The organism is Microvirga lotononidis, from assembly GCF_034627025.1.
Lineage (GTDB): Bacteria > Pseudomonadota > Alphaproteobacteria > Rhizobiales > Beijerinckiaceae > Microvirga > Microvirga lotononidis.
This window is the reverse complement of record NZ_CP141049.1, coordinates 379,333-402,956: the sequence shown is the minus strand read 5'-3', so window position 1 is coordinate 402,956 and position 23,624 is coordinate 379,333. Positions and strand designations below refer to the sequence as shown.

21 protein-coding genes and 1 pseudogene are annotated in these 23,624 nt (G+C 58.6%); 5 read left to right on the top strand and 17 right to left on the bottom strand.

From position 1 onward, the window contains the following. Positions 1–2 precede the first annotated feature (2 nt). The 8 genes from U0023_RS25365 to dctP form a co-directional block, all read right to left on the bottom strand. Positions 3–689, bottom strand: coding sequence for a 6-phosphogluconolactonase (locus U0023_RS25365; RefSeq protein ID WP_009762440.1), 687 nt, complete (start codon positions 687–689; stop codon positions 3–5). Further along, on the bottom strand, positions 686–2,167 hold the full coding sequence (zwf, locus tag U0023_RS25360) for a glucose-6-phosphate dehydrogenase (RefSeq protein ID WP_009762439.1): 1,482 nt from the start codon (positions 2,165–2,167) through the stop codon (positions 686–688). The genes U0023_RS25365 and zwf overlap by 4 nt, the downstream gene beginning before the upstream one ends. A gap of 270 nt (positions 2,168–2,437) precedes the next feature. Continuing rightward, on the bottom strand, positions 2,438–3,553 hold the full coding sequence (locus U0023_RS25355) for an L-tyrosine/L-tryptophan isonitrile synthase family protein (RefSeq protein WP_009762438.1): 1,116 nt from the start codon (positions 3,551–3,553) through the stop codon (positions 2,438–2,440). A gap of 150 nt (positions 3,554–3,703) precedes the next feature. After that, positions 3,704–4,498 carry an ROK family protein gene (locus U0023_RS25350; protein WP_040638580.1) on the bottom strand — a complete coding sequence of 265 codons (795 nt, stop codon included), beginning with the start codon at positions 4,496–4,498 and terminating at the stop codon, positions 3,704–3,706. Positions 4,499–4,558: 60 nt separating this feature from the next. Further along, complete coding sequence (locus tag U0023_RS25345; protein ID WP_009762436.1) at positions 4,559–5,671, bottom strand: L-tyrosine/L-tryptophan isonitrile synthase family protein; 1,113 nt, start codon at positions 5,669–5,671, stop codon at positions 4,559–4,561. Then, a complete protein-coding gene (locus U0023_RS25340) occupies positions 5,671–6,963 on the bottom strand; it encodes a TRAP transporter large permease (protein WP_009762435.1) in 1,293 nt (430 codons plus the stop codon). Before U0023_RS25340 ends, U0023_RS25345 begins: the two co-directional genes overlap by 1 nt. After that, entirely contained in the window at positions 6,960–7,439 is a 480-nt protein-coding gene (locus U0023_RS25335; protein ID WP_009762434.1) for a TRAP transporter small permease, read from the bottom strand. Before U0023_RS25335 ends, U0023_RS25340 begins: the two co-directional genes overlap by 4 nt. An 8-nt stretch (positions 7,440–7,447) precedes the next feature. Further along, positions 7,448–8,470 (bottom strand): TRAP transporter substrate-binding protein DctP, encoded by a 1,023-nt coding sequence (dctP, locus tag U0023_RS25330; protein ID WP_195904191.1) that lies wholly within the window; start codon positions 8,468–8,470, stop codon positions 7,448–7,450. 254 nt (positions 8,471–8,724) lie between these two features. Between dctP and U0023_RS25325 the strand changes: the two genes are divergently transcribed. Both U0023_RS25325 and U0023_RS25320 read left to right on the top strand, forming a co-directional pair. Further along, positions 8,725–9,615 (top strand): AraC family transcriptional regulator, encoded by an 891-nt coding sequence (locus U0023_RS25325; protein WP_009762432.1) that lies wholly within the window; start codon positions 8,725–8,727, stop codon positions 9,613–9,615. Between the two features lie 77 nt (positions 9,616–9,692). Next, positions 9,693–10,682, top strand: coding sequence for an SIS domain-containing protein (locus U0023_RS25320; RefSeq protein ID WP_009762431.1), 990 nt, complete (start codon positions 9,693–9,695; stop codon positions 10,680–10,682). Between the two features lie 285 nt (positions 10,683–10,967). On the opposite strand, the gene U0023_RS25315 is transcribed toward U0023_RS25320, so the two are convergent. From U0023_RS25315 to U0023_RS25295, 5 genes are all read right to left on the bottom strand, one after another. Beyond that, positions 10,968–11,645 (bottom strand): HAD family hydrolase, encoded by a 678-nt coding sequence (locus U0023_RS25315; protein WP_009762430.1) that lies wholly within the window; start codon positions 11,643–11,645, stop codon positions 10,968–10,970. A 30-nt stretch (positions 11,646–11,675) separates the two neighbouring features. After that, positions 11,676–12,782 (bottom strand): ABC transporter ATP-binding protein, encoded by a 1,107-nt coding sequence (locus U0023_RS25310; protein ID WP_009762429.1) that lies wholly within the window; start codon positions 12,780–12,782, stop codon positions 11,676–11,678. A 109-nt stretch (positions 12,783–12,891) separates the two neighbouring features. Beyond that, positions 12,892–13,791 carry a carbohydrate ABC transporter permease gene (locus tag U0023_RS25305; RefSeq protein WP_052600626.1) on the bottom strand — a complete coding sequence of 300 codons (900 nt, stop codon included), beginning with the start codon at positions 13,789–13,791 and terminating at the stop codon, positions 12,892–12,894. A 14-nt stretch (positions 13,792–13,805) separates the two neighbouring features. After that, positions 13,806–14,699: a carbohydrate ABC transporter permease gene (locus U0023_RS25300; protein ID WP_009762427.1), complete on the bottom strand. Its 894-nt coding sequence runs from the start codon at positions 14,697–14,699 to the stop codon at positions 13,806–13,808. 74 nt (positions 14,700–14,773) lie between these two features. Next, positions 14,774–16,045, bottom strand: coding sequence for an ABC transporter substrate-binding protein (locus U0023_RS25295; protein WP_009762426.1), 1,272 nt, complete (start codon positions 16,043–16,045; stop codon positions 14,774–14,776). A 616-nt stretch (positions 16,046–16,661) separates the two neighbouring features. Here U0023_RS25295 and U0023_RS25290 point away from each other — a divergent pair. Next, positions 16,662–17,693, top strand: coding sequence for an ROK family protein (locus U0023_RS25290; RefSeq protein ID WP_245272951.1), 1,032 nt, complete (start codon positions 16,662–16,664; stop codon positions 17,691–17,693). A 30-nt stretch (positions 17,694–17,723) separates the two neighbouring features. Here the strand turns inward: U0023_RS25290 and U0023_RS25285 are convergent, their stop codons facing one another. Continuing rightward, on the bottom strand, positions 17,724–18,719 hold the full coding sequence (locus U0023_RS25285) for an SIS domain-containing protein (RefSeq protein WP_009762424.1): 996 nt from the start codon (positions 18,717–18,719) through the stop codon (positions 17,724–17,726). Positions 18,720–18,828: 109 nt separating this feature from the next. Next, a complete protein-coding gene (locus tag U0023_RS25280) occupies positions 18,829–19,767 on the bottom strand; it encodes an N-acetylglucosamine kinase (protein ID WP_009762423.1) in 939 nt (312 codons plus the stop codon). A gap of 466 nt (positions 19,768–20,233) precedes the next feature. On the opposite strand from U0023_RS25280, the pseudogene U0023_RS25275 reads away from it, so the two are divergent. Together U0023_RS25275 and U0023_RS25270 are read left to right on the top strand one after the other, a co-directional pair. Further along, a pseudogene (locus U0023_RS25275) lies at positions 20,234–20,808 on the top strand (IS6 family transposase). Positions 20,809–20,939: 131 nt separating this feature from the next. Further along, on the top strand, positions 20,940–22,055 hold the full coding sequence (locus U0023_RS25270) for an IS110 family RNA-guided transposase (protein ID WP_009762422.1): 1,116 nt from the start codon (positions 20,940–20,942) through the stop codon (positions 22,053–22,055). Positions 22,056–22,247: 192 nt separating this feature from the next. Here U0023_RS25270 and U0023_RS25265 read toward each other — a convergent pair whose 3' ends face one another. Together U0023_RS25265 and U0023_RS25260 are read right to left on the bottom strand one after the other, a co-directional pair. Further along, the gene (locus tag U0023_RS25265; protein ID WP_154661072.1) at positions 22,248–22,397 is read right to left on the bottom strand and encodes a hypothetical protein; all 150 of its coding nucleotides are present in this window, start codon (positions 22,395–22,397) and stop codon (positions 22,248–22,250) included. Positions 22,398–22,451: 54 nt separating this feature from the next. Further along, positions 22,452–23,564, bottom strand: a complete 1,113-nt coding sequence (locus U0023_RS25260) for an oxidoreductase (RefSeq protein ID WP_009762421.1) — start codon at positions 23,562–23,564, stop codon at positions 22,452–22,454. Positions 23,565–23,624: the final 60 nt, after the last annotated feature.

Here is a 23,624-nt window from a genome sequence, read left to right as displayed (position 1 = left end):
CTTCATTCAGTATAATAGACGCGGGGTGGAATACCGTCCTCGAACAGGAGGCGGACTGGTGCGGTAACCGGATCATTCGACACGAACGCCCGATTCAGTGCCGCCAGCTTGTCCTGACCAGAGATCAACAGCGCCTTCCATCGCGCCGCCATTAGGGGAGCTGGCCCGAGGGACAATCTCGGCTCCAAATCGGCTGGACGGGAAGCGAGCACCACCGGAGACGTTGCTCGCCCGGCTCGGTCGAGTCTCCGGTCGCCTGGAAAGAGCGAGGCAATGTGGGCATCCGCTCCCATGCCGATGACCAGGACGTCGAGGGGGCCCATGGCACTAATTTGCGTCGACAAGGCCGTGGCGCTCGCTTCGAGGGACGCGCCGACCGCACGGAGCGGCACCAGGCTTCCCGAAGTCAAGGGCAGGCACTGCCGTATCATGTGCTCGTTGGAGCGGGGATCGTCCGGTGGAACGTCCCGCTCGTCCGTTGGGATCACGGCAATGCTCTCCCACGGCAGATTGCGCTGTCCCAGCAATGTCAGGAACTCCCGCGGTGTTGTTCCACCGGGAACGGCGAGGAACGCCCGACCTCGACCGCCGATCGCCTGCCGCAGGATGCGAGTCACGTCGTCCGCCAGAAGCTGCGAAACCCGCCGCAGGCCAGGCGCGCGGATGAAATCGACCGCCGCCTCGATCACCCTTGTACCTCCGGCTCGGCCCAACTACGCCCATCGCGCTCGATCATGCCCACCGCCTGCGACGGTCCGAACGATCCGGCTGCATAGCGGTGCGGTGTCGCGTAGAACTCGTTCCATCCCTCGATGATGGGATCCACGAAGCCCCAAGCTGCCTCGACCTCGTCGCGGCGCATGAACAGGGTTTGGTCCCCCCGGATAACGTCGGTCAGAAGACGCTCGTATGCATCGGGCGTGCGCCCGCCAAAGGCGGTGTCGTAACGCAGGTCGAGCGTGCGGGGCACCAGCTTGAGGCGCCCGCTGCCTGGGACCTTCATCATGAATTGCAGTTGCACACCGTCGTCCGGTTGAACGCGGATGACGAGCCGGTTGGGTTCGGGATTGTCGCGGAAGATCGAGTGCGGCACGCTCTTGAACGTGACCGCGATCTCGGAGCAGCGCGCCCCCATGCGCTTGCCTGTGCGCAGGTAGATGGGGACCCCACCCCAGCGCCAGGTGTCGATCTCGCAGCGCAGGGCCGTGAAGGTTTCGGTGCCGCTGTCTCGTCCGAGTTCATCGGCATAGCCGGGCACCGGCCGGCCCGCGATCGAGCCCGCCATGTATTGCCCGCGCACGGTGTAACGGAGCACGTCGCGGCCTTCGATAGGCCGGAGCGCCCGCAGGACCCTCACCTTCTCGTCTCGAACGGCATCGGCGTCGAGCGTGTTGGGCGGCTCCATGGCGAAGAGACACAGGAGCTGAAGAACATGGTTCTGCACCATGTCTCGCAACGCCCCCACGCGGTCATAGTAGTCGGCCCGTTTCTCTAGTCCGACCGTCTCGGCCACGGTGATCTGGACATGGTCGATGTCGCGTTGCGACCAGGAGCGCTCGAACAGGCTGTTGGCGAAGCGCAGGACCAAGAGGTTCTGGACGGTTTCCTTGCCCAGGTAGTGGTCGATCCGATAGGTCCGGCCCTCGGGCAAGACTTCAGCGACGGCATCATTGATTGCACGGGCGGAAGACAAATTACGGCCCAATGGCTTCTCAAGGATTAACCGGCTGTCATGCTCGAGCAACCCGGCGCCTTTGAGTGCCCGGGCTGCCGGAATGAACAAGTCAGGTGGAGTGGCCAGATAGAAGGCGCGCACGCGACCTGGATCATCGAGGCGAGCGTTCAGGTCCCCCATGGTGGCTGAATCCGAGACATCGGCGCGCACGTAGCTGAGGCGCTGCAGGAAACTGTCGATGTCGGGGCTCTTCAGGCCTTGCTCCTTGAGGCGCGTGGCGGCGCCGTCCTTCAGGCCGTCCTCCGTCTCCCCGGAGCGCACGATGCCTACGATGCGGCTCGCCTCGGGAATCACCCCTTCGGAGATGCGCTGGACGAGAGCCGGGAAGAGCTTGCGCATGGCCAAATCGCCGCTGGCGCCGGCAATCACCAGATCGCACACGGGGACGGGCGTCCGTTCAGGCAGAGGAAGCGTCGTCAAATGCTGATACATGCCACCTCATCCAAAAAGGGACGGACACCGCGACTGATCTCAGCGCCCGTCCAGTCAGGGAGGAAAACGGTGTCGCCACCGTCTGACGAATTTGCTACAAATCATCGTAGCTTTCAACCGGAATCTTAGGATCCAGCAAAGATTGCTCCCCGTAGGTTGGATCTGCGACGGGTAAGCCACTTGTGTTTGGGGGATCGGACAGGCGAGCGGCCGGACACCCTTGGGGATGTCCGGCCTGATCCGCGAATAGGCTTCGGGTCGGCTCTGCGTTCACTGCTCGATATACAGGAACGGAGCCGGATCGGCGTCGCCTTGCAGCTTGATCGGCTCGAAGCTGCCTGCTTCATGAATGAGATCCCAGTAGTACTCGATACGCAGCGCCTTGCTCTCAGGCGACCACACAGGAACGCCGTGATACGGCAGCACGTCCGAGGGAGCCGGAAGCGGGCGAACCCCAATGCGGCCAGGGCGCGGGGAAACAGTCAGCGCCACACCGCGCGGGGCATAGCGCTCGAGCATGCTGACCCGATCCCGGGCTTCGAGGAAGCCACGATAGCCGAGCACGCTTTCCTCCGCACGGCGCTGAATGTCAGCGCGAACGGTTTCCGCGCTTCCATCGTTCAGGTAGGCGCGGCGCAGGGTGTCATCGTCGACGCCCTCATTGCGCATGAGATGGAACGTCACCGGAAGTGCATCCCGCAAGGCGATCACGGTTTTCTCATCCCCACGATCACGACGCTGACGAATTTCAGCGCTGACCTCGGACCAAACCTTCTCAAATCCATCCAAATCCTCAACGGCCTTCTGAAGGTCGTGCAGCACGACGTACTCCGAGAAGCCAAAATCGTGTGCCAGCTTCTCGAGGGCCTGGAAGTACTGATCCGCATCGGATTGCGGAATGTCGTTCAGGCGAGCGAAGGCACCTTCGGCAAAGACATGGATCTTTACGCCGGGCGCATAGACGGCAGCGATGGCGCGCCCAATCTCGTTAAGCCTCTTCAGCATGACGACTTCCCCGAAATCAGGGAGCATGCGCGGGGTTTTCAGAGGCACCGGAGCCTTGAAGGGGAAGCCCAGGATCGTGAAGAGCAGGGGTTGGCCCCGCTCGATGAAAGACCGGAAGTCGGCTTTCCATTGATCGGCCAGGGAGAGAATCCACTCGGGATCGCCGAACACTACTGACGGCTGGGCGAAGAAGGACAGAAGGCGATCCTCAAGTGTATCGCCTGCAGGAACCGACAAGGCTGGAGCAAGCACGTCGAGCATTGGCTCGAAGAACGTCCGATCAACCGTCCTGTCTGCCGAAAGTTCAGCGAGAGGCACGGTCTTGTCGAGATTTCGGAACAATCGAAACGGAAAAACATAGGGGCTGGTTGCCTGAGCCATAGCGATACACTCCTGGAAGGGCTAAGGACGAAAGTGACTGCCGAAACGGCTGCGCGGTTAGAGCCACTTCCACGTGCGGGGAATTAACTCTCTACTTTGCGTTACCGCGTTGTTTGACGGTGAACCGGGTCCACCTCACCGAAGGATTCTCTAGACCAATCCCCGGCAGGCCGGGGCCTCGAGCGTTGAGGCCACAATACTCGCAGGAAGGCAGGCTGGTTCGAGGACATCATTCGCATAGCGGATTGCGTCAGGAAGGAAGTGCTGTGAGGCCCGCGCGACAGATCCGGCGAAGACGATCGTCTTCGGATTGAAGATACGGCACATCGTGACGAGGTAGCGCCCCAGATACGTTGAAATGATCTCAAACGTTCTCACAGCCGCGGGATCGTCCATTACTCTTTCTGTCACCTCGGCGGCCGTAAGGGTTGCACCGGTCAGCCGATGGTACACATGGGCCACTCCTCGACCTGAAAGAAGACGATCGACGATCACCTTCTCGCCGATTTCGGGAACATCGAAGAGCTCGCTGCAAACAAGCCCCGCACCGCCACTGTAGCCGCGCATGAGCGTTCCGTTATGATAGGCGAGCCCCGCGCCTGAGCCCATGTTGATGAGCAGGAATGGCAGCCCGGATCGGCCTGCACCGAACCGATACTCACCCAGCGCCATCGCGTGGACGTCGCTCTCGACCTGAACCGAGCGTTTGAAGCGTTCGACCAGCATCCCGCCGAGATCTACCGAGATCGGCCCTCCGAGCAGAGAACTTTGCGTGAGCCTTGCCTCATGGACCGGCGCGTTCCAGCTCAACCCGATCTTGTCGTCGCCATCGGTGACGTACTCAGCCATGAGATTGAATGCGCGATGGAGGAAGGATGGTGAACCCGGTTCAAGACTTGCCGTCGCCACCTTATCGCGGACAAGGATGGAGCCATCCTTCCCCATACGGCAAACATCGATCTTTGTTCCTCCGAAGTCGAAGGCGAGAGTTGAGGCGTTCACTGCTCAGCTCCGAACATAGAGGAAGGGCTTATTCTCACAATCCCCATCAAGGTAGATACACTCATAGCGCCCGTTGCCGCGGGTAAGGTCCCAAAGATACTCGATCTCCAGGATCTGCCGTTGCGGATTCCAGACAGGAACGCCATGATATGGCAGCACGTCGGCAGGTGCCGGAAGAGGCCGGACACCGAGCCTGCCCGGACGTGGCGAGACGGTCATGGCGAGCGCATGCGGGGCATAGCGCTCGAGAAGGTTTATGCGGTCTCGCGCTTCGAGGAACGCGCGGTAGCGCAGCACCCCCTCCTCCGCCCGCGCCTGAATACTGGCGCGCAAGGAAGTTGCACTTTCCTCATTGAGGTATGCGCGCCTGAGTTCGTCCTCACTGACACCCGGATTGGCGATGTTATGGAAGCGCACAGGCAATGCATCGCGTATCGCGTCCAGCGTCTCTCGATCGCCACGATCTCGCCTTTGCCGGATCTCCTCCGTCAGCTGCTTCCAGGCATCGGCAAAGTCCGGCTGCTCATCGATGATGAGGCTCAAGTCCTGCAAAACGATGTGCTCACCCAACCCGAAGCGCTCCACGACCTTCTGGAGGGACTTGAAGTATTGGTCAGCGAGTTCCCGCGGCATCCCGTTCAGCTGGCTGAAAGGACCCTCCGTAAACACGTGAATCTTCACGCCCGGGTCGTAAACCCTCGCAATGGCTTTGCCGATTTCATTCAGCCGAGCCAGCGACGCGACCTCTCCGAAATCCGCCAAATGCCGGTTGGTCTTCAAGGGAACCGGCATTTTGTAGGGAAAGCCGAGAATGCTGAAAAGCATGGGCTCTCCACGGGCAATGACATTGCGGAACCTCTGCTTCCAGTCGTCTGCCCTGGAGCGGATAAACGCGGGGTCGCCGAAGACGACCCGGGGATCGACGAACAACTCCAGAAGACGATCCTCAAGGGCGTTACCCGCAGGGACTTCGAGACTTGGCACAAGCAGATCGAGGATTGGATTGAAGAAACTTGTACCAACCGTCTTTGAGCCGGTGAACACCGCTGTCTCGATGCTTCGATCGAGATGTCGGAAGGGCCGAAACGGGAAAATGTACGGGCTTGTAGCTTGCATTACTGATACATCCAATTGGGAAGCGCCAGGATCAGTGGCGAGTAGAACGTGATCGCGAGCAGAACGGCGAGCAGCGCCCCCAGAAACGGCAGGAGCTCACGTATGAACTCACCGGTGCGACAGCCGGTGATCGCGCAAACCGTATAAAGGACTGCTCCGACCGGTGGCGTCAGCGTTCCGATGGTCAGGTTCACGACGACCATCACGCCCATATGCACAGGGTCGATGCCGAAATGGTTCGCGATACCAACCAGGATGGGAGCGGCCAGGATCATGATCGCTGCCCCCTCGATAATCATGCCCATCAGCAGCAAGGCAATATTGAGGCAGAGCATAATGACGATCGGGCTGCTGCTGACCGAGGCCAGTAGCTCGATCACGTGAACAGGGACTTGTTCGATCGCAAAGATATAAGAGAAGGAGGCCGAGGCGCCGATGATGATGAGGACTGCCGATGTCGTTCGTGCCGTCTCCTTGAACAGCACGCCGACATCCCGCAGGCTGACACTGCGATATATCAAGCCGCTGACGATTAGGGTGTACAAAGCCGCCATCGCCGCAAGCTCCGTGATCGTGAAGATCCCGGCCCGTAGCCCAAGCAGGAGCAATACGGGCATCATGAGTGCCCAGAAGCACTCTTTGAAGCTTCTCATGATCTCCGAAGCTGGCAGCCTTTTGGCTCTCACCGGCACATAGCCACGCAACCGCGAGATCACCGCGACAGTCGCCATGAGGACGACTGCGATCAGGAGAGCCGGAATGACACCGCCCATGAAGAGCTTGGCAACTGAGACGCTTCCCAGGAGACCGAAGATGATCATGGAGGTAGATGGCGGAAGCACGGGCGCGATCACCGATGAGGCGGCCGAGATCACGGATGCGAAGCTCAGGGAATAGCCGTGCTTGCGCATCTCCGGAACGAGGACTTTGGAATCCACCGCCGCATCTGCGATTGCGGAGCCGGTCATGCTCCCCATGATCAGACTGTTCAGAACACCCACTTGGGCCAGGCCCCCTCGCCAATGACCGACCAACGCATCCGCGAAGGAGACGATCCTCTCGGCGATCCCTCCCCGGGCCATCGTGGTCCCGGCAAGGATGAAAAACGGAATGGCAAGGAGGGGAAAGGACCGAAGAGCAGTCTGAACCTGCTGCATCATGATCAAAGTCGAGGTATCGGGATGAAGCGTGTAATAGACGAGAGCCGCCCCGAGAATGGCGAAGGTGACCGGAACGCCAAGGATCATCAGAACGATCATACCGAGCAGGTCGAGAGTCAGCAGAAGGCTCATGGTGAGTTTCGCCTGAAGATGTTGCGATAGGCGTGGCATCCGTGGGCAAGTGCCATCAGAGCAAACGCGATGGGAAAGACCATGTAGAAATATCCAAGAGGCATCTCGAGACCCTCAGAAACACGGCGCCAGCTACGCATCGTGTACTGCCATGATGACACAGTCATCATGGCGGCGACTACGCAGCAGAAGGCATCCACGAGAACGAAGGATATGACGCGCGGACGACCCGACAGGCTGTTCTGAACGAGATCAACGTGAAAATGATCACCTCGACGCGACGCACCTGCCGCGCCGAGGAATACGCTCCATACGAAGGCGTATGTTGCGATCTCGACACCGTTCGGGATATGTGCTCCTGCGGCATCCCGCAGGAACACATCAACCGAAATCATGGCGGTGATGATCGCCATCAGAAGAGCTGGGAGATCGTCATCGATCCCCCGCCAAAGACAATCGACAATACTTCTGACCATGGCGGATCTCACTTGATGGCAGCCTGCACCTGTTCGAACAGGCCCTTGGGCCACTCAGGGAACATCTCGTAGAAACCGCGCGTAGCCTCCTTATAAGCGGGGATGTCCGCGTCCACGAACGTGACGCCCCTCTTCTTCAATGAATCGACGGTTTCTTCAGTGATTTTGTCCATTCCGGCCGAATAGATATCGCCCTTCTCGTTGAACTGCTCTGTCATCACCTTTTGGCATGCCTTAGGCAGCTTTTCGAAGCGCTCTGAGTTCATTGCGAACCCGTAGAAAATCCGGAAATGGTTGGTCACGGTGACGGTCTTTGCCACTTCCATCAGCTTTGCATCGTCCATACCACGGATTCCGCCCTCGACGGCATTCACCACGCCCTGCTGCAGCGCTAGATACAGTTCGGAGAATGGGAGCGGTAGCGGCGAGGTCTTCAGGAGTGTGAACGTGCGCACGTAAGCCGGCGCTTCCGGCACGCGCATCTTCATTCCCGACAGATCGCCCGGTTGCGGGTATGCCTTGTTCGAGAGAATGGAGCGCGGCGAGTCGAACCAGTTGAGCGCGAGGATCCGAAGGCCGCCTTCATCCGCCAACTTGTCTTCCCACCCTTTCACCAACTCCGATTGAGCGAGCTTTTGGGCCGATGCGAGCGTTTCGGTGAGAAACGGGCCGTTGAGAATGCTAAGCTCCGGTACGCCGGCCGTCGCAAGGGCACCGGAAGTCGTATAGAAAATGATGTTCTGCCCCAGAGAAGCCTGCTCGAGCGCCTGCATTTCGCCGCCAAGTTGTGCGGACGGGAAGACATTCAGCTTGATCTTACCCTTGGTCGCCGCATCGACGTCCTTGACGACGTCGAGCAGCCGTGGATGGATCGGGCTTGTCGTTGAGTTCTGATGCGAGATGCGGAATTCGACTGGAGCGCTGAGCTCGGCGGCGCATTGCTCCCCGCTTGAGGCGGCATAGGCCGTCCCAACAGAGAGGAGCATGGATGCGGCCGCGAGGAACGCCCCCGATCTGTGATATAGTGTCATCTTTGCCTCTGTGTTCCCGATCTGGATCTTCCACGCTTTGTTTGCCAGCGCAGACGTCAGACTAGTCGTCTGTTCAGTCTGCCATCTTGAATGTTTGTGCAGCATCGTGGCGGTTGCAGCATTCCGGCAGTTGGAGCATAAAACATACAGGTTGGGTCGACGCTGGCTTGCCGTGACGACATCCGCCTCCTCTGCACGCCATCAACAGTGTGCAGGGGACCGGAATGAATAAAAAGTTATCGTGGAGGTGAGCGGTGACGGAGGCGACAACGAGAGAGGTCCGCCACTGGCGGATTGACGGCGAAATCGACCTGTTCGACATCGCCGCTCCGGCCGAGCCAGGCTCGATGCATTGTCATTCCACATACAATATTGGCGCGGTGATTGACGGCGCGGCCTCTTTGGAAACCGGTGGGAAGATCTTCGAGCAGCCCAAAGGCTCTATCGTCCTTCTAAATCCCTTTGAATCGCATGCCAGCTCCTGGACCGATAGCCTGAACCGCTACTTTGTGATCTACTTTTCGCAGGAAGCTTGGTTCACGGCCTGCTCAGGCTTGTTTCCAGGCCTCCCCCTGGCCCGACTGCTGGGACCCGTCGTGCAGGACAGGTTTCTTTTGGACGCAATGACGAATCTTCGGTCGCGCCTTCTTCAGGATCCGCAACAGGTCAATATCGACGCGGTCACGGCTTTGATTGCGGCCTGCGCCGCACGGCAGCGCCTGGTCTGTGATGAGGAGACGGAAAGCTCGCTGAAGGAGACCGCGCGCCATCGTCAGCTTCTGCAAAGATCAGCCGATGATGCCTTCGACCCAGCGTCGAACCGAATCGACGAGATCGCCGCAGAATTCGGGATGAGCCGCTTTCAATTCGCGCGCCGGTTTCGCCACAACAGCGGAATGCCGCCACGTCGCTTCCGTGTTCAGATGATGGTGGCGACCGCTCAACGCGCCATCTCGGCGGGTGTCAGTTTGGTCGAGGCCGCCAGCATAGCCGGGTTTAGCGACCAGAGCCACATGAGCCGTGAGTTCCGCCGGACGTACGGTATGACGCCAGGCGAGTTCCAGAGAGTCGTCGCGTCGCAATTGGGTGCTGCGCGTAGCAGATTTGGTAAGGCCAAGCTGGAAACAAGCCCCACAGATTCGTAGGATCTCGCACAAACGTACAAGAGCCCGGCGCTCGGCTCGCCTATTCCCCGTTGAGGATTTCAACTGGGAAATGGCAAATGAACTTCCGTGAGAGCATCGACCTTCAACCAGAGCGCCTGGAATCCAGCCGCTTTGCCATCGCGGAATCGCTACTACGGGTCGACGCCTCTCCCCTAAAGGAGGGGAGCATCGGCTTTGTCGGAATTGGAGGCAGCCTATACGCCGCAGTGGCGGCTGCGGCGGAATTCCGGTCACGTGGGTTTCGGGCCTGCTCCTTCACTCCGACGGACCTGTTGGAGCAGCGGTCGGGACTGGCCGAATCCTTTGTCGCACTCTCCGCATCCGGCCGAAGCTTGGAAATGGTCGACGCGATGCGCAGTGTGACTGGCAATCTTTACGCCATTTCTAAGGATTCCGAGAACCCTCTTTCGACAGTGGTTCAAGGCGTTATTGTCACTCGCTGCGGCCTTGAGGCAAGTCCGAGCGCTCCGAGCTTCACAACGACGCTGCAGGCCGTCGGAATGCTGGCGGACCATCTTGCTGGGCAAAGCATATCGGCATGGGAGCGCCTTCCTGAGGCCGCCAGCAAAGTTCTCTCTTCTTCGCATGGGACCGTCGAGCGCGCTGCCAAGGCCTTTGCGAACGCCGTAAGCATCGACTTCGTCGGTGAGCACCAGTTGCTCGGCACGGCTTACGAAGGAGCCCTGCTTGCTCGGGAGGCCGCTCGTTTGCCCGCATCGGGCTTCGATCTGCGCAACTTCCTCCATGGACCAGTCGAAGCCCTGGATGAGCGCATGGGTTTGGTGGTTCACGGAAGCAAGCGAGAGGTCAAACTGGCCCAGGATGCAGCCGCTTTCGGATGCCCAACGCTTCTGATCTCAGATCGGAGTGACGTGCGCGACAGCGCTAATCTAATCGCACTGCATGTACCAAGCGTCGGCAATCCCTTGGCGGATAGCATTCTTCAGATCGTGACCGTCCAACTGCTCGTCGCCCGCCTTTCGGCTGAGCGGGGTCTTGCAAACGCCAAGTTTCGTTATCGCCAGGCCGATACAAAGATTATCTAGCCGCGGAGCCGATCGGCGTTCGCCAAAAAGGGCCCAGCGCAGCATCTTCGGGTGCCGCGCTCGTTTATTCATGGTGAGGCATCTATGAAGCCGCTATGTACCGTATATGCGGATCCTGCATTGCAATAGAGCCATGCCGGCGTTATGAAATCACGAATGCATGGGTGTCCATGAACTAATCTAATACTCATGATTCGTGTCCCTCTGTGAGCGGGCACCAACTCAGCTTCAGTGCTGCGTACATTAGTTGGTATACTCTGATCCCAACGACACAGAGTTCAAGAACTAGCGTCCAGTGACCCGCGTCAATTCTCCCACCATATGCAAGAGGCTGGGAAGAACAGTGGCACAGAGCTTCGAGATCTCTGCTGTCGGTTCCAAGAGGTCTGGTATCATGATAGTTGCCATACCAGCCGCATGAGCAGCCCGCACTCCATTGTGAGAGTCTTCTAGAGCCCAACAGGTCCTGGGATCGACATCAAGTCGCTGAGCTGCCGTAAGAAAGCTCTCTGGGTGCGGCTTGCCGTGCTCGACATCGTCGCGTGTGACAACAGTCTCAAATAAGTCGAGGAGACCTGCTTTGTGAAGGTGATCGAGAGCCGCTTCCCGGTGGGTCGATGTCGCCACAGCCGTCGGGATCCCCCGCGTACGAAGTTCCTGGAGCAACTCGTGGGCACCCTTTTTGACCGGAACGGCGTTCGCGCACCGCGCGGCAAAGGCTGCGGCGGTGCGCTCGTGAAACACGGCAAGCGGGAAGTCAGAACCGAAATGCCCGAGCAAGATCTGGGCTCCGCGATCTTTTGGAACGCCGATCAAGCGGCTGTGGATCTCTACCGCCATCTCGTGGCCCAACTCCGAGCAGGCCTCCGCCATGACCTCACGATAAAGAACTTCCGTATCCAGCAGGAGGCCATCCATATCGAAGATGACTGCGCAAGGTTGCGTGAGCACGATTTGGTTCATGGCAGGATCGATCCTGATCAGAGGGCGATATCAGGACAGCTTCGCACCTCTGAGACGATTGCCTTCCCTGTCGAACACGAGGACATGGGTGGCATCCACCGTTGCACAGGCGTTGGCAATGCCAGCATAGCGCCCGCCATGGCTCTGCGCCGTCAACCGCTCGCCGTTCGGCAGGTCGGTATGGATGACCGTCATGTCGCCGAGTTCCTCGACGAGCGCGACCGTCACGGGCATGGATGCGGAGGGCTCAACATTGCCGAGGATCCGGACATGCTCCGGTCGCACGCCGATCTGAACCTCCTTGATGGATTGATCGAACTGATGAAACGGAACCTCCAGGATGCCCGTGTCGGTGCCGCCGATTTGGCTCAGGACCACCCGATCGTCAAATACCTGGGCCACACGCGCATTCAGGAAGTTCATCTTGGGCGTGCCAATGAATCCGGCCACGAACTTGTTGTTCGGATCGTCATAAAGATCGAGAGGACGACCCACCTGCTGAATGACGCCGCCATTCATCACGACCATCTTGTCCGCCAGGGTCATTGCCTCAATCTGGTCGTGCGTGACATAGATCATGGTCGACTTAAGCTTGGCATGCAGCTGCACGAGCTCCGCGCGCATCTGGACGCGCAACTCGGCATCGAGATTTGACAGGGGTTCGTCGAAGAGGAACACTTTCGGCTCCCGGACAATGGCGCGCCCAATGGCCACGCGCTGCTTCTGACCGCCTGACAGCTGACCGGGACGGCGATCCAGCAGGTGGCCGAGTCGCAGAATCTCCGCGGCCTTCTCGACCCGCTCCATGCGCTCCTTCTTGGGAGCGCCGGCCATGGTCAGGCTGAACGCCATGTTGTCGAAGACCGTCATATGAGGGTAGAGCGCGTAGTTCTGGAACACCATCGCGACCCCGCGTTTTGCGGGGTCGACATCGTTGACTACCCGCCCGTCGAGCCAGATCTCGCCCGAGCTGATCTCTTCTAACCCCGAGATCATTCTCAGAAGAGTGGATTTCCCGCATCCGGAGGGGCCAACAAAGACAACAAATTCGCCCGAGGAAATCTCAAGGTTGACCTGGTTGAGAACACCAACCGTTCCATAAGTCTTCGATGCGTTTACGATCTGCAGGTCGGACATAGTAGCAACCTTGTTTGTCTGTCAAAACGAGTGATCTTGATCTCAGGGCCGAATCCTTCAGGCTTGGAGGACCTCCGAGCCCAAAGAATTCAAGCTATGGTGACTTGGATCAGCCTTTGCTCCCTGAGGAAGCGATGCCCTCAACGATCTGTCGCTGGAAAATCAAGAAGAAGATCAGAGGAGGAACCGCCGCGAGCAGGTTGGCCGTCATCGCGATGTCAACCGTCGTGTGTGAATAGGGAGCGTTGAACAATCCCACTACCTGACCGACGGTGTACATCGTTGGGTTTGGCGCAACGATGAGAGGCCAGCTAAAGTTGCCCCAGGTATGCATAAAGGTGAGGATTGCCAGGGTTACGAGCGCATTTCTGGACAGAGGCAGAACGACATGCAGATAGATTTGAAAGTGGTTCGCCCCATCCAGCCGCGCGGCTTCGATCATCTCGGTTGGGAGACTCTTCATGAACTGAACGAGCATGAACAATCCGAAGGCTGACGCAAGCCCTGGCACAACAAGCCCTTGCATCGTGTTCAGCCATCCCAGTTGCACTGTCAGAAGGTAGGTTGGAACGAGCGTGACCGCCTTTGGTACCATCAGAGATAGCATCACGATGGCAAACATTATCTTTTTGCCAGGGAAGTCAAATAGTGCGAACTCGAAGGCCGCCATGGAACTGACAAGCAGGATGCCGCCGATGGTCAGGAGTGTGTAGACAACTGAGATATAGTACGCCCGCAGGTAGCCTGTTTCGGTGAAGATAATCGCGATATTGCGCAGGCCAGCGCTGATCGACGTCGGATACAGGCGCGGGTTGATCGAGACCGGAACACCAGGTTCTGAGAACACGACGTTGAACATCCACCAGAGGGGGAAGATGGCGACGATCGCCACACAGATGGCGATAGTCCATTTGAGCACAGTCCAGACAGTCGCATCGGAAATGCGACGGCGTGCTTCGGACGCCCGTCTGGTCCCTGTCGCTTTTGATCGGGCGACGGATACTTCCATGTTCGCAACATCGCTCATACTTCACCAACTTTCTTGCGGAGCGCGAACATCACAGCTGTGACTGCAATGATAAGGGCGGTCAGCATAAAGCCATAAGCAGCGGCCTGACCGAATTTCACCGCGCCGAACCCACGTCCCATGATATCCATAACTGGGAAAAGAAGAGTGTTGGCCCTACCGCCATACTCGGCGAAGGAGGAGCCAGTCAGAAGCCACGGGACATCGAACACCTGAAGGGCTGAAATCAGGCTGTAGGTGACGACGAAGAACAGGACAGGGCGGATCGATGGGATCGTGACGTAGAAAATTTGCTGGAGCTTGTTGGCGCCATCCAGCCGCGCAGCCTCATAGTAGTGCTTCGGTACGTTCTTAAGGCCCGCAAGGATAATCACCATGTTGAACCCGGCAGACACCCAGACGTCGACCGCAATCAGGCAGTACAGCATCGTGTTCACGTTGTTAAGAAACTGAACCGATTCGAAGCCGAACCATCCAAGAATAGTATTCAGAAGACCGAAATTCGGCGCATACATCCAGCGCCAGATCGTTGCTGCGAGGAACAGCGGCATCACGACGGGCATGAAGAATGCACTGCGGAAGAACTTAGCCCAGAAGCCGGAAAAGCTGTCCACGAGCAAAGCAAGGCAGAAAGCGATTGTTAGTCCCAATGGAACTGTGATCGACACGTAAAGTAGAAGATTAGACGCTGCCTTATTGAAGTTTCTGGAATTGAGAACTTTTGTGTAGTTCTCTAATGCGACAAAGGTTGTCGGCTGCGCTCCAGCCCAATCAAAGAAACTGTAAATCAATCCGCTGACGATAGGATAAAGGAAGAATACAGCGAACAGAAGCATGAATGGTAGCAGCATTAGGTAATGCGGCGTGGTCTTTGTCACCCGGGCAGACATGCCATCCCTCTTAAATCACCTCGACTGTGGCCGGAGCAGGAGCCCCGGCCATCACGAGCTTACAGGACCCAAGATCAACCGTCGGAGAGGATCTCGTTGAGTTCCTCAATCAGCTTCTTGGCTCCCTCTTCAGGAGTCATATTCCCATCTTCAATCGCCGACGCATTGTCGGTGATGGCTGACCAATAGCTGTTCGGATACACGCCGGAGAAGAACGGTGGCTTGTTGAAGAGAGCGGTCTTCGCAGCCTTATAGGTGATTGCCAGGAGCGGATGGCTGGCAACGGCCGGATCCGTCAGGGAGGCCTGATTACTATTATAGCGACCAAGTGCAGCAGCCCATCGAACCATCTGCTGCTTTTCGGTCACGTAGGCAGCGAACTCCCATGCGAGCTTGGCGTTCTTCTTGGGGGCCACACCGATGAATTCATAGCCCTGTACGCCGCCGTTCTTCCCCTCGTGGGCGCCGGGGATGAGAACCCAGTCATACTTGAGGTTCGAGTTCTTGGCAGCCTGCTCGAAGGGAGGATTGGCCCAGGGGCCGTTGATGTAGAACGCGAGTTGGTTGCTGATGAACAGGTCCCGAGTGGCCTGGTCATTGATGCTCGTGCCCGTGGAATAGGGCTTCATCTTGACGAACAGCTCGGCTGTCTTGGCGTACTTGTCAGGATTGATCAGCGTCTTCTTCTTCTCGAAGTCTGCTCCCCACTCGTTGGGCTCGGCGATGCCGGAGTAGATGTTCAGGAAGGATCCCCAAACTTGAGTCATGTCCGGGATACCGTATTTACCCTTAGCCTTGACCTTCTCCATCTGCGCGACCCAATCGTTCCAATCCTTGATCGGAGTGGCTGGATCGATGCCGGCTTCCTTGAGAACGGTCAGGTTGCGGAACATGAAAGAGCCGAAGCCCGTATAGGGCAGGCAGTACATCGTCTGCGGCTTAGGCGTGCACATCGCAATCAGATCCTTGTTGAACTGATCGCGGTATTCCTGGGGCATCGCCATCCAGTCTTCGTAGACGTTCTTCAGTGCACCGGCTTGGACGAGCGCGGCTCCGGCCGAAGTGGAATTCATAAATACATCGGGGCCCGTCCCGCTGGCGGCGCCGGCGATCTGGCCAGTGAGAAGGTCATCGTCGCCCTTCCCAGCGATGTTGATCTTGACGCCTGGGTGCTTGGCCTCGAACTCGGAGATAAAGCTCTGCTGAAGCTTGAGTGCCTCGCCTTGAGCAAAATCAGAATAGACCCAGTAGTCGAGAACGACTTTCTCCTGAGCGTGCAGGGCGCCGGTCGTCAGTATGGCCGCAGCCAGGAGCGTTCCTGTGCTGAGAAGTCTGTTGAATTTCATGGTTGCCTCTGGGTTTGCTGCCTATGGGCCGGCCACTCGCCTTCCTCAGCGACTTCCTTACCAGCGCCATTGTTATGCATCTTAACAAACAAACTCATGCTGGCAAGCGGTCTTTTCCGGTGGCGCTTGAATTGCGGTTAGTCTGATTTGGCGACCGTATAATTCAGAACGATTGTTTTGACCAGCGTGGATAGCATAGTATAATTCAAGAACTACCGTGATCCTGCAGCTTAATATAAGCAGTTGACCTCATATTAGTCATGGTGTGTAATGAGGTGTGCATATGTCGCCGTGTCGATTCAGGCGGATATGATTTTTTTGTGCATCTACTGTAGCCATTTAGGATGGCTCAAGTGGTCCTGGCAGTCTTATGAATGCTTGCGCTTAAGCCATTCCTGCCAGAGCAGCTACCTTTACTAAGAGGCACAGGTTCTTGTAGATGTCCCAAGGTCCCAGTCATGATCAAGGTGCGCGCGTGGCGATTGTAGAACTCGGCTCTTTTGCCCCCCGTACAAGCTTCACATTAAGTGCGAGGGCAGTTTTCTGTCGCCTCCTATCGACCGGACCCGCAACCCGGCCGCAGCTTTGCGAGGCCTTGAACCTCTCGCGGCCGACCATGTCTGCTGCGATGGGTGAGTTGAGCAAGCTGGGCTATGTGGAAGTCATCGGGGAGGTCCAAGGCCTCACCGGGCGTAAGGCGGCCATGTATCGGCTTGGCTCAGGTGCCGGCCACATCATCGCTATCGACGCTGGCTCTACGCATATTCGGTTACGCGTCAGCACCTTGGACGGTAGAGCTCTGTATTCCCGCACCTACAGGCTCGGATCAAATCAACGGCATCTGAGTGCGGAAATCAGCAGCGTCGTCGATCAGGCCGTCCGAGAGGCTCGGGATAAGACAGAGGAGAGCTGGGGTCCGTTGCGCGTGCTCGGCATTGCCGTGCCCACGCGGGTTAGCGACGATGGCGCATCCAACGCCTCTCCCACTCGCCAGTCAAATCTCTTCAGCGATTTCGAGCCGCCGAACAATATTCCACTCATTCTTGAAAACAATGTTAACTGTGCTGCGATTGCTGAGAGCAAATACGGTTCCGCCTCAGGCCGGGCGGATTTCGCGTTTCTGCAGGTGGGCGTAAAGATCGGCATGGGAGTTGTGCTCAAGGGCGAACTCGTACGTGGGCGCAACGGGGCGGCCGGCGAAATTAGTTATCTTCCCTTCCCATGGACCCCGACCAGCGAGCCAGTTCCCGAGGAGTTGGAAAACTACATCGGCTCTGAGGCATTCATGCATCGCGTCACGAATGCTTGGCCAGTCGACAGTGAGGCTCCAGAGGATGCTGCAGCCCTATTTGCGATGGCCGAACAGGGCAATGACACAGCAATCGTTCATATAAAGCGTCACGCTGAAGACATCGGCCGCCTCGTTGCTGCGTGCGTCAGCATTATTGATCCCGGATTTGTCGTTCTGGGCGGGGGCATCGGTAGCAATCCAGTCCTCCTGCCCTATGTTCAAGAAGCAGTAGATCGCTTGAGCTACCCGACACAGATTGTGACAAGCTCACTTGGCACAAACGCTACATTGCTCGGCATCGCGAAACTGGCGGCCGAGCATGCACAGGAACGTCTCATGGGTGACAATGCAGCCTGACTGGCCGCATTGTCGATTGTATGGAAGCGATCAGTCCGCCTTGATCTTGGTGTCGGTCTGTCGGTAGCGAAACTTGGTATCCGTAAGACCTGCCGCGTCCGACAATGTCGCTGCTAGGAGCTGCGCCGGCAGTATATTAAGGATGCCACGCGCAATTTGGTTCTCAAGCGCTGGCACGCGCAGCACACTGAGGCTTCCTTTGTCCTCCACCATATCACTCGATGTGACAAGCAGAACGGCACAACCGATCTCAGCAAGATCCTGGGCCAGCTTGATTTCACGGCCGTCGCCGTAGACCACAACGCCCGTAGTCTTGTCCATCGCTTCCATGGGACCATGGAGGTAGTACAGGGTGTCGGCTGGGGCGGCTGGGATTCGGGCGGCCTCGCGGATCAGCAACGCGGCGCCATCCGCAGTTCCGAGCGATGAGCAGGCGCCGACGCAGTCAATGGCGCGACGATCACGGAAGATCTCACCGATCCGGCTCATTTTCGCCGCGGAGCGCTCGAGCATCTCCAAGGCAAGTTGCGGCAGGGCCGCCCAATCTGCCGAGGATGATCCCACCACGCGATCAATCAGAAGGCCGGCCGCAACGAGTGACCCGGTATAGCCCGTGCTCGACGGTGTCGCATCCGATCCGCTATCGTATCGAATATGCGATTGAACCACCGCAGCGAGCGGATTATTGCCTTCCTTGGTGATGCCAACAGAGGCCGCCCTTGGGTTCGCTTTGATGGCTGTGACAGGCTCGATGCTGCGTCCCCCGGAGGACAGGGCAAGGATGGCATCGGCCAGCCCTCCGCCCTGCATGAGATCGACGGCGCGGATCGCAACCGCCCGCTTGCCCCTGCGCTGAAGCTCTCCCGCAGCGACAACAGCGGCTGCATAGCTCGCGCCAATGCCGGTGACTGCCGTCAGACCGGAGGCCAAGGGAGCAATATCGATCTTCTCGACATCGGCCGCAGCCACCTCGATGCAGTGCCTAAGGGCGTCAGGTTGGCGTGCAATCGTCGATCTGTAACTCATCTCTACTTCCTTCTGTTAAATAGGAGCTGGAAACATCGGGAACCGAGCCGACCGGCATCGCGCTCCCATTTAATACTGTGCGAGGCTGCTGCTTCTGGGCGGCAGCGGCTCAGGCGATCTTGCTCATGGGTGCAGTCCCCTGCCCTGCCTGAAGGCGGTCTCTCATAGTCTTGGCGATGAAGCAGGCGCCTTCTACCGGGGGACCAGCATAGATCTCAGCCGAAATCGCGCCATTGAAGCGTTCCTCCATCTGTTCGAGGAACGCGTTGGCAAGCATTGGCTGCGCCACGATTACGCCACCACCAGCTACGGCACTTGTCGCCTCGGCCCCCACCTGCTTCAGGCGAGCGACCAACTCGACGAGAGCGCCTGCTCCATCCCGAATGACGCGTTGCGCGAGGGTGGATCCCATCTCGGCGGCCTGGAAGACGGCCTTCGCGTGTTGTCCAAGCACTGCGGCGCTCCCCGACCCAGCAATGGAGCTGCCAATCCGGGCGGAGTTGTCGATGCCAAAGGTTTCGAAGAGAAGTTGGATCAGCGGCTCACTGTCCGAACCGCCAGTGTCGATGTGATCGGCTGCGGCTCGTCCGGCTTCTCGCACGAGCCCAGAGGCGCTGCCTTCGTCACCAATCACCCAACCCCAGCCACCGGCAACGAGCATCTTGCCGTCGCTGTTGCGCGTAACAGCTATAGAGCCTGTTCCTGAGACGACGCCAATACCAACGGTCTGGGACAGAGCAGCCGGTAGGAGCTCGGAGTCATTGATGACCTTGACCGGATACACGGCTTGCCTACCAAAAGCGGCCTCGAAAGCACTGCATTCGGCTTGATTGTCACAGCCATGGGCACCGATCGCCATCGTCACGATCTTAGCCCCATCGGTCAGCTGCTGTGCCAAGGCAACCAAGGCACGTGCATCGGCGTCCCAATCCCGAACGCGCCATTGCGAACTGGGGAGAATCAAGTCCCGAACCGAGTTTTGGTGATCGTAAGCCCGCAGATGTGTCTTCGTTCCGCCAATGTCGATTCCGACAGCCAAGCCGGGCATACGCATTCTCCAATCGAGTATGTTATGCAACCTAACAAACAAACCGGAGATGGCAAGGCATTTGTATAGGAATTAAGGTGGCAGCTACTGTATCGAGCGAAGATAACAATGTTTCAAAGGCATCGCAGTAAAGCGCAAATAATCACCTGCATCGCGCGACAAGCTTGGAAATGCCTTATATCTGGACATATAATAACGTAACTTCCGAAACTAAGGTACTAGCGAATGTCCACCTATAGGTTAGGGCTCGTCTAACCTCTAAGTTGCCGATGGCAAGTGTTCTCGGACCTGTCCAACGATACTTTTCGGTTGGTGCTATGGAGTTAAGCTGAGACAGTGATGTCACAGCAACGGCGAATACTACCTTGGACTCGTCAAGGAAAAATCTCGCTGTGAGGAAAATCAACGACTTGGGTTGTGCAAATGCTGACCTTGTTGGTCAGCCCAACGGCTATACTCAGTTAATGTGACATCCCCGATCAGCCATACCGTGTGGCTTTACTTCGGGTTCTCGCTCAGCCTGCGCATGGTTGAGGAGATGCTCGCAACGAAGCACTGAGGTCGCCACGAGACTGTCCGCCAATGGGCTCTGAAGTTTGGCCAAGCCTTTGCCAAGGAGATCCGCCGCCGTCTTCCTGCGCCGGGTGACAAATGGCATCCGATGAGGTTGTGATCAACATCGCGGGCCGGAAGCATTGGCTCTGGCGCGCCGTCGATCAGCATGGGGGCATGGCCCCTCCCGTGATGATCACGGACAAGTTGGTCAGCTATGCCGCTGCAAAGCGAGAAGTCATGCCCGGTGTCGAGCATCGGTAGCATAGAGGCCTGAACAATGGCGCTGAGAATTCTCATCGGCCGACCCGACGACGCGAGCGCATTATGAAACGGTTCGAGTCAGCCGGACATGCCCAGCGCTTCCTCTCAACTCATGATCAGGTTGCAAATCTCATTGGCCGCCCCGCCGATACCAACGCCGCAAGTCATCGCCGTGCCCGTGCCTGGGCCTTCGCACTTGGGTCGAAGTCACTGGCCATGCTGTAAGCTTCTGACAGCCTGATCCTATGAGGCTCTGCGACCTCAGCCTGTTAACCTGATGTCGTGGATGGCGCCCTCCACCAGCGTCAGACGTGCCAGAATAGGCATGTTGAAGAACCGGAGAGGAACCACACATCATGCCAGAGATTGTCACGATCGGCCTTGATATCGCAAAGAACGTCTTCCAGCTGCACGGCGTCGACAGGAGTGGAAAGATCGTCCTGCGCAAGGCACTGCGGCGCAGCCAGGTGCCGGGCTTCTTCAGCGCCCTTCCACCTTGCCTGATCGGGTTGGAGGCGTGCGCGACGGCTCACCACTGGGCCCGCACGCTCATGGCTTTCGGCCATGAGGTCCGCCTGATCCCTCCCGCCTATGTCAAACCCTATCTGCGCCGACAGAAGAACGACGCAGCGGACGCGGCGGCGATCTGCGAGGCGGTCACACGGCCGTCGATGCGCTTCGTTCCGGTCAAGAGCCCGCAGCAGCAGAGCACCCTCATGCTGCACCGAGCCCGCGATCTCCTGATCGGGCAACGGACAGCCCTGATCAATGCCCTGCGCGGTCACTTTGCAGAGCTGGGCATCGTGGTAGCACAAGGCGCTCGCAACACGCGCCAGCTGATTGCCCTTATCCATGATAACGCCAGTCCCGATCTCCCCGCCACCGCTCGGATAGCGCTCCAGCCTCTGGCGGCAATGCTGGTTGAGATCGAGGCGCAGATTGCCAGGCTCGACAAAGCCATTCTGGCCGCCCACCGCAGCGATCCGGTCAGCACAAGGCTCGCCGGCATTCCGGGCATCGGCCCGATTGTGGCCTCTTGTCTCTCGGCCAGTGTTCCAGACGCCAGCCTGTTCCACGGCAGTCGGGAGTTTGCCGCCTATCTCGGTCTCGTGCCGCGGCAGCCCTCAACCGGCGGTAAGCCGCGGTTGGGCTCCATCTCCAAGATGGGCAACCGGCACCTGTGCAAGCTGCTGGTCGTCGGCGCGCACGCGGCGCTCTACAGCCTGAAGTCGGGCAAGACCCGGACGGCGCTGGCGGACTGGGCCCGGAGCCTCCTGGCCAAGAAACCGTTCAAGGTGGTGGCCGTGGCCCTGGCCAACAAGATCGCCCGGAGCGCCTGGGCGGTGATGGCCAGGAGCACGGCTTACCAGCCGGGGGAGCACGGGAGCCGCCGCGCCGGCGGCCTCATAGACAGCGAGCTCAGACTATTCGCCCCTCAGGGCAACTCAGTTGGCACGGTGATGATGAGATGATGTGAAGCCACAGCGGACATGGACCGCCGAAACTGGGAAACCCGTGGCATCGTCTTGCGCCAGTCGAGCGCGATAACGTGAGAGGGACCAGCTTCCAGCGTAAAACATCAGGGCCAGCGGTCATGCAGCACCGCGTTCAAAGGCCGGAGACATGACTGCACCCGCCCCGCTAGGCCGAAACGTCAACAACAATCACATTGCCAAACGGGCGCCATCCAGACATGACAACGCCCCGGGTCCAAAGCTGGTCGCATTGTACAAAGCGAGCATCCAAATCATTTCCTGACCAAGTTCTGGCAAGACGGGAAGGGCAAGGCCACCGGTCGAGATCAGATCAGCCATGTGCCGGGTCCGTCACTTCGAAATCGACTGCGAAGGCCAGTTTACGCGCCTTCGTCAACGGCGAATTTTCTCGATTCCGGGCCATTCAGCCGGGGCCGCCCAAGCGTATGGACCCGGATACTGAACCGTTCCGCCCAGAAGATGGGCCGCATGCCAGGCCCAGCGCGGATCATCAAGATAGGCACGGCCAATAGCCACCTGGTCGGCCTGCCCACTCGCGATGATGTCGTTTGCCTCGTTGGGGTTCACGATTGATCCGACTGCACGGGTGACGATCTTCGCCTCCGCCTTGACGGTTGCGGCGAGCGGGATCTGCATCGTGTCGGGATCAGTGATGGTTGGGCTGGAACTGGGAATGCCGCTCGACGTCACGCAAACGTAGTCCAGTCTCAGGTCTTTGATGGCCTTTGCGAGCATGACCGCGTCGCGGATCTCCAGGCCACCTTCAGCCCAGTCGCTGCCGGTGATCCGTGCCCCCACCACGCATGAGGGCACCGCCTTTCGGACCGCCCGCGCAACGGTGAGCGGCAGAGACATACGGCGCTCGGCATCTCCGCCCCAGCTGTCATTTCTGCGGTTTGAGAGCGGCGAGTGAAACTGGTGCAGCAGGTAGCCATGGGCCATGTGTACTTCGATCACTTTGATCCCGATGCGTGCGGCCCGCACGGCTGCGTGAGCGAACGCCCCGATGATCCGCTCCACATCATCCCCGTCGGCTTGGAACGGAACATGCCAGCCCTCGCGATGCGGAACCTCCGATGGGGCAAGCGTCCCCCAGGATTCCGCATCAGGCAGGTTGCCGCCGCCCTCCCACGGACGCTGAGCAGATCCCTTGCGACCTGCATGCGAGAGCTGGATACCGAATTGGGTGCCGGGCGTCGCAACCGCCATGGCTTCGCGCAGGACGTGCTCGAGCGCCAGCTCGTTCTCGTCGGAGTAAAGGCCGAGGCAGCCATGGGTGATGCGGCCTTTTCGCTCCACCGCGGTGGCCTCGATCATCACGAGGCCGGCGCCCGACATTGCGAGATTCATCAGGTGCTGCAGGTGCCAGGTCGAAGCGCATCCGTCGTGCGCCGAGTACTGACACATGGGCGCGACCACGATCCTGTTCGGGAGATCGATCGGGCCGAGTTGGATTGGCGAAAAAAGCGGAGGAGAATTGGACATTGTCGGTTCCGAAGACTGCGAGGCTTCAGCTCTCGGTGGGAAAGCCGCGTCGTTTACGCG

Bases quoted from the DNA above. Each gene is read 5' to 3' on its own strand.
- dctP (WP_195904191.1), bottom strand. From the start codon at position 8,470: ATGACACTATATCACAGATCGGGGGCGTTCCTCGCGGCCGCATCCATG.
- U0023_RS25285 (WP_009762424.1), bottom strand. From the start codon at position 18,719: ATGAGTTACAGATCGACGATTGCACGCCAACCTGACGCCCTTAGGCAC.
- U0023_RS25280 (WP_009762423.1), bottom strand. From the start codon at position 19,767: ATGCCCGGCTTGGCTGTCGGAATCGACATTGGCGGAACGAAGACACAT.
- U0023_RS25260 (WP_009762421.1), bottom strand. From the start codon at position 23,564: ATGTCCAATTCTCCTCCGCTTTTTTCGCCAATCCAACTCGGCCCGATC.
- U0023_RS25350 (WP_040638580.1), bottom strand. From the start codon at position 4,498: ATGGGGAAGGATGGCTCCATCCTTGTCCGCGATAAGGTGGCGACGGCA.
- U0023_RS25270 (WP_009762422.1), top strand. From the start codon at position 20,940: ATGCCAGAGATTGTCACGATCGGCCTTGATATCGCAAAGAACGTCTTC.
- U0023_RS25310 (WP_009762429.1), bottom strand. From the start codon at position 12,782: ATGTCCGACCTGCAGATCGTAAACGCATCGAAGACTTATGGAACGGTT.
- U0023_RS25355 (WP_009762438.1), bottom strand. From the start codon at position 3,553: ATGGCTCAGGCAACCAGCCCCTATGTTTTTCCGTTTCGATTGTTCCGA.
- U0023_RS25305 (WP_052600626.1), bottom strand. From the start codon at position 13,791: ATGGAAGTATCCGTCGCCCGATCAAAAGCGACAGGGACCAGACGGGCG.
- U0023_RS25315 (WP_009762430.1), bottom strand. From the start codon at position 11,645: ATGAACCAAATCGTGCTCACGCAACCTTGCGCAGTCATCTTCGATATG.
- U0023_RS25295 (WP_009762426.1), bottom strand. From the start codon at position 16,045: ATGAAATTCAACAGACTTCTCAGCACAGGAACGCTCCTGGCTGCGGCC.
- U0023_RS25335 (WP_009762434.1), bottom strand. From the start codon at position 7,439: ATGGTCAGAAGTATTGTCGATTGTCTTTGGCGGGGGATCGATGACGAT.
- zwf (WP_009762439.1), bottom strand. From the start codon at position 2,167: ATGTATCAGCATTTGACGACGCTTCCTCTGCCTGAACGGACGCCCGTC.
- U0023_RS25340 (WP_009762435.1), bottom strand. From the start codon at position 6,963: ATGAGCCTTCTGCTGACTCTCGACCTGCTCGGTATGATCGTTCTGATG.
- U0023_RS25290 (WP_245272951.1), top strand. From the start codon at position 16,662: ATGTCTGCTGCGATGGGTGAGTTGAGCAAGCTGGGCTATGTGGAAGTC.
- U0023_RS25265 (WP_154661072.1), bottom strand. From the start codon at position 22,397: ATGGCTGATCTGATCTCGACCGGTGGCCTTGCCCTTCCCGTCTTGCCA.
- U0023_RS25300 (WP_009762427.1), bottom strand. From the start codon at position 14,699: ATGTCTGCCCGGGTGACAAAGACCACGCCGCATTACCTAATGCTGCTA.
- U0023_RS25320 (WP_009762431.1), top strand. From the start codon at position 9,693: ATGAACTTCCGTGAGAGCATCGACCTTCAACCAGAGCGCCTGGAATCC.
- U0023_RS25345 (WP_009762436.1), bottom strand. From the start codon at position 5,671: ATGCAAGCTACAAGCCCGTACATTTTCCCGTTTCGGCCCTTCCGACAT.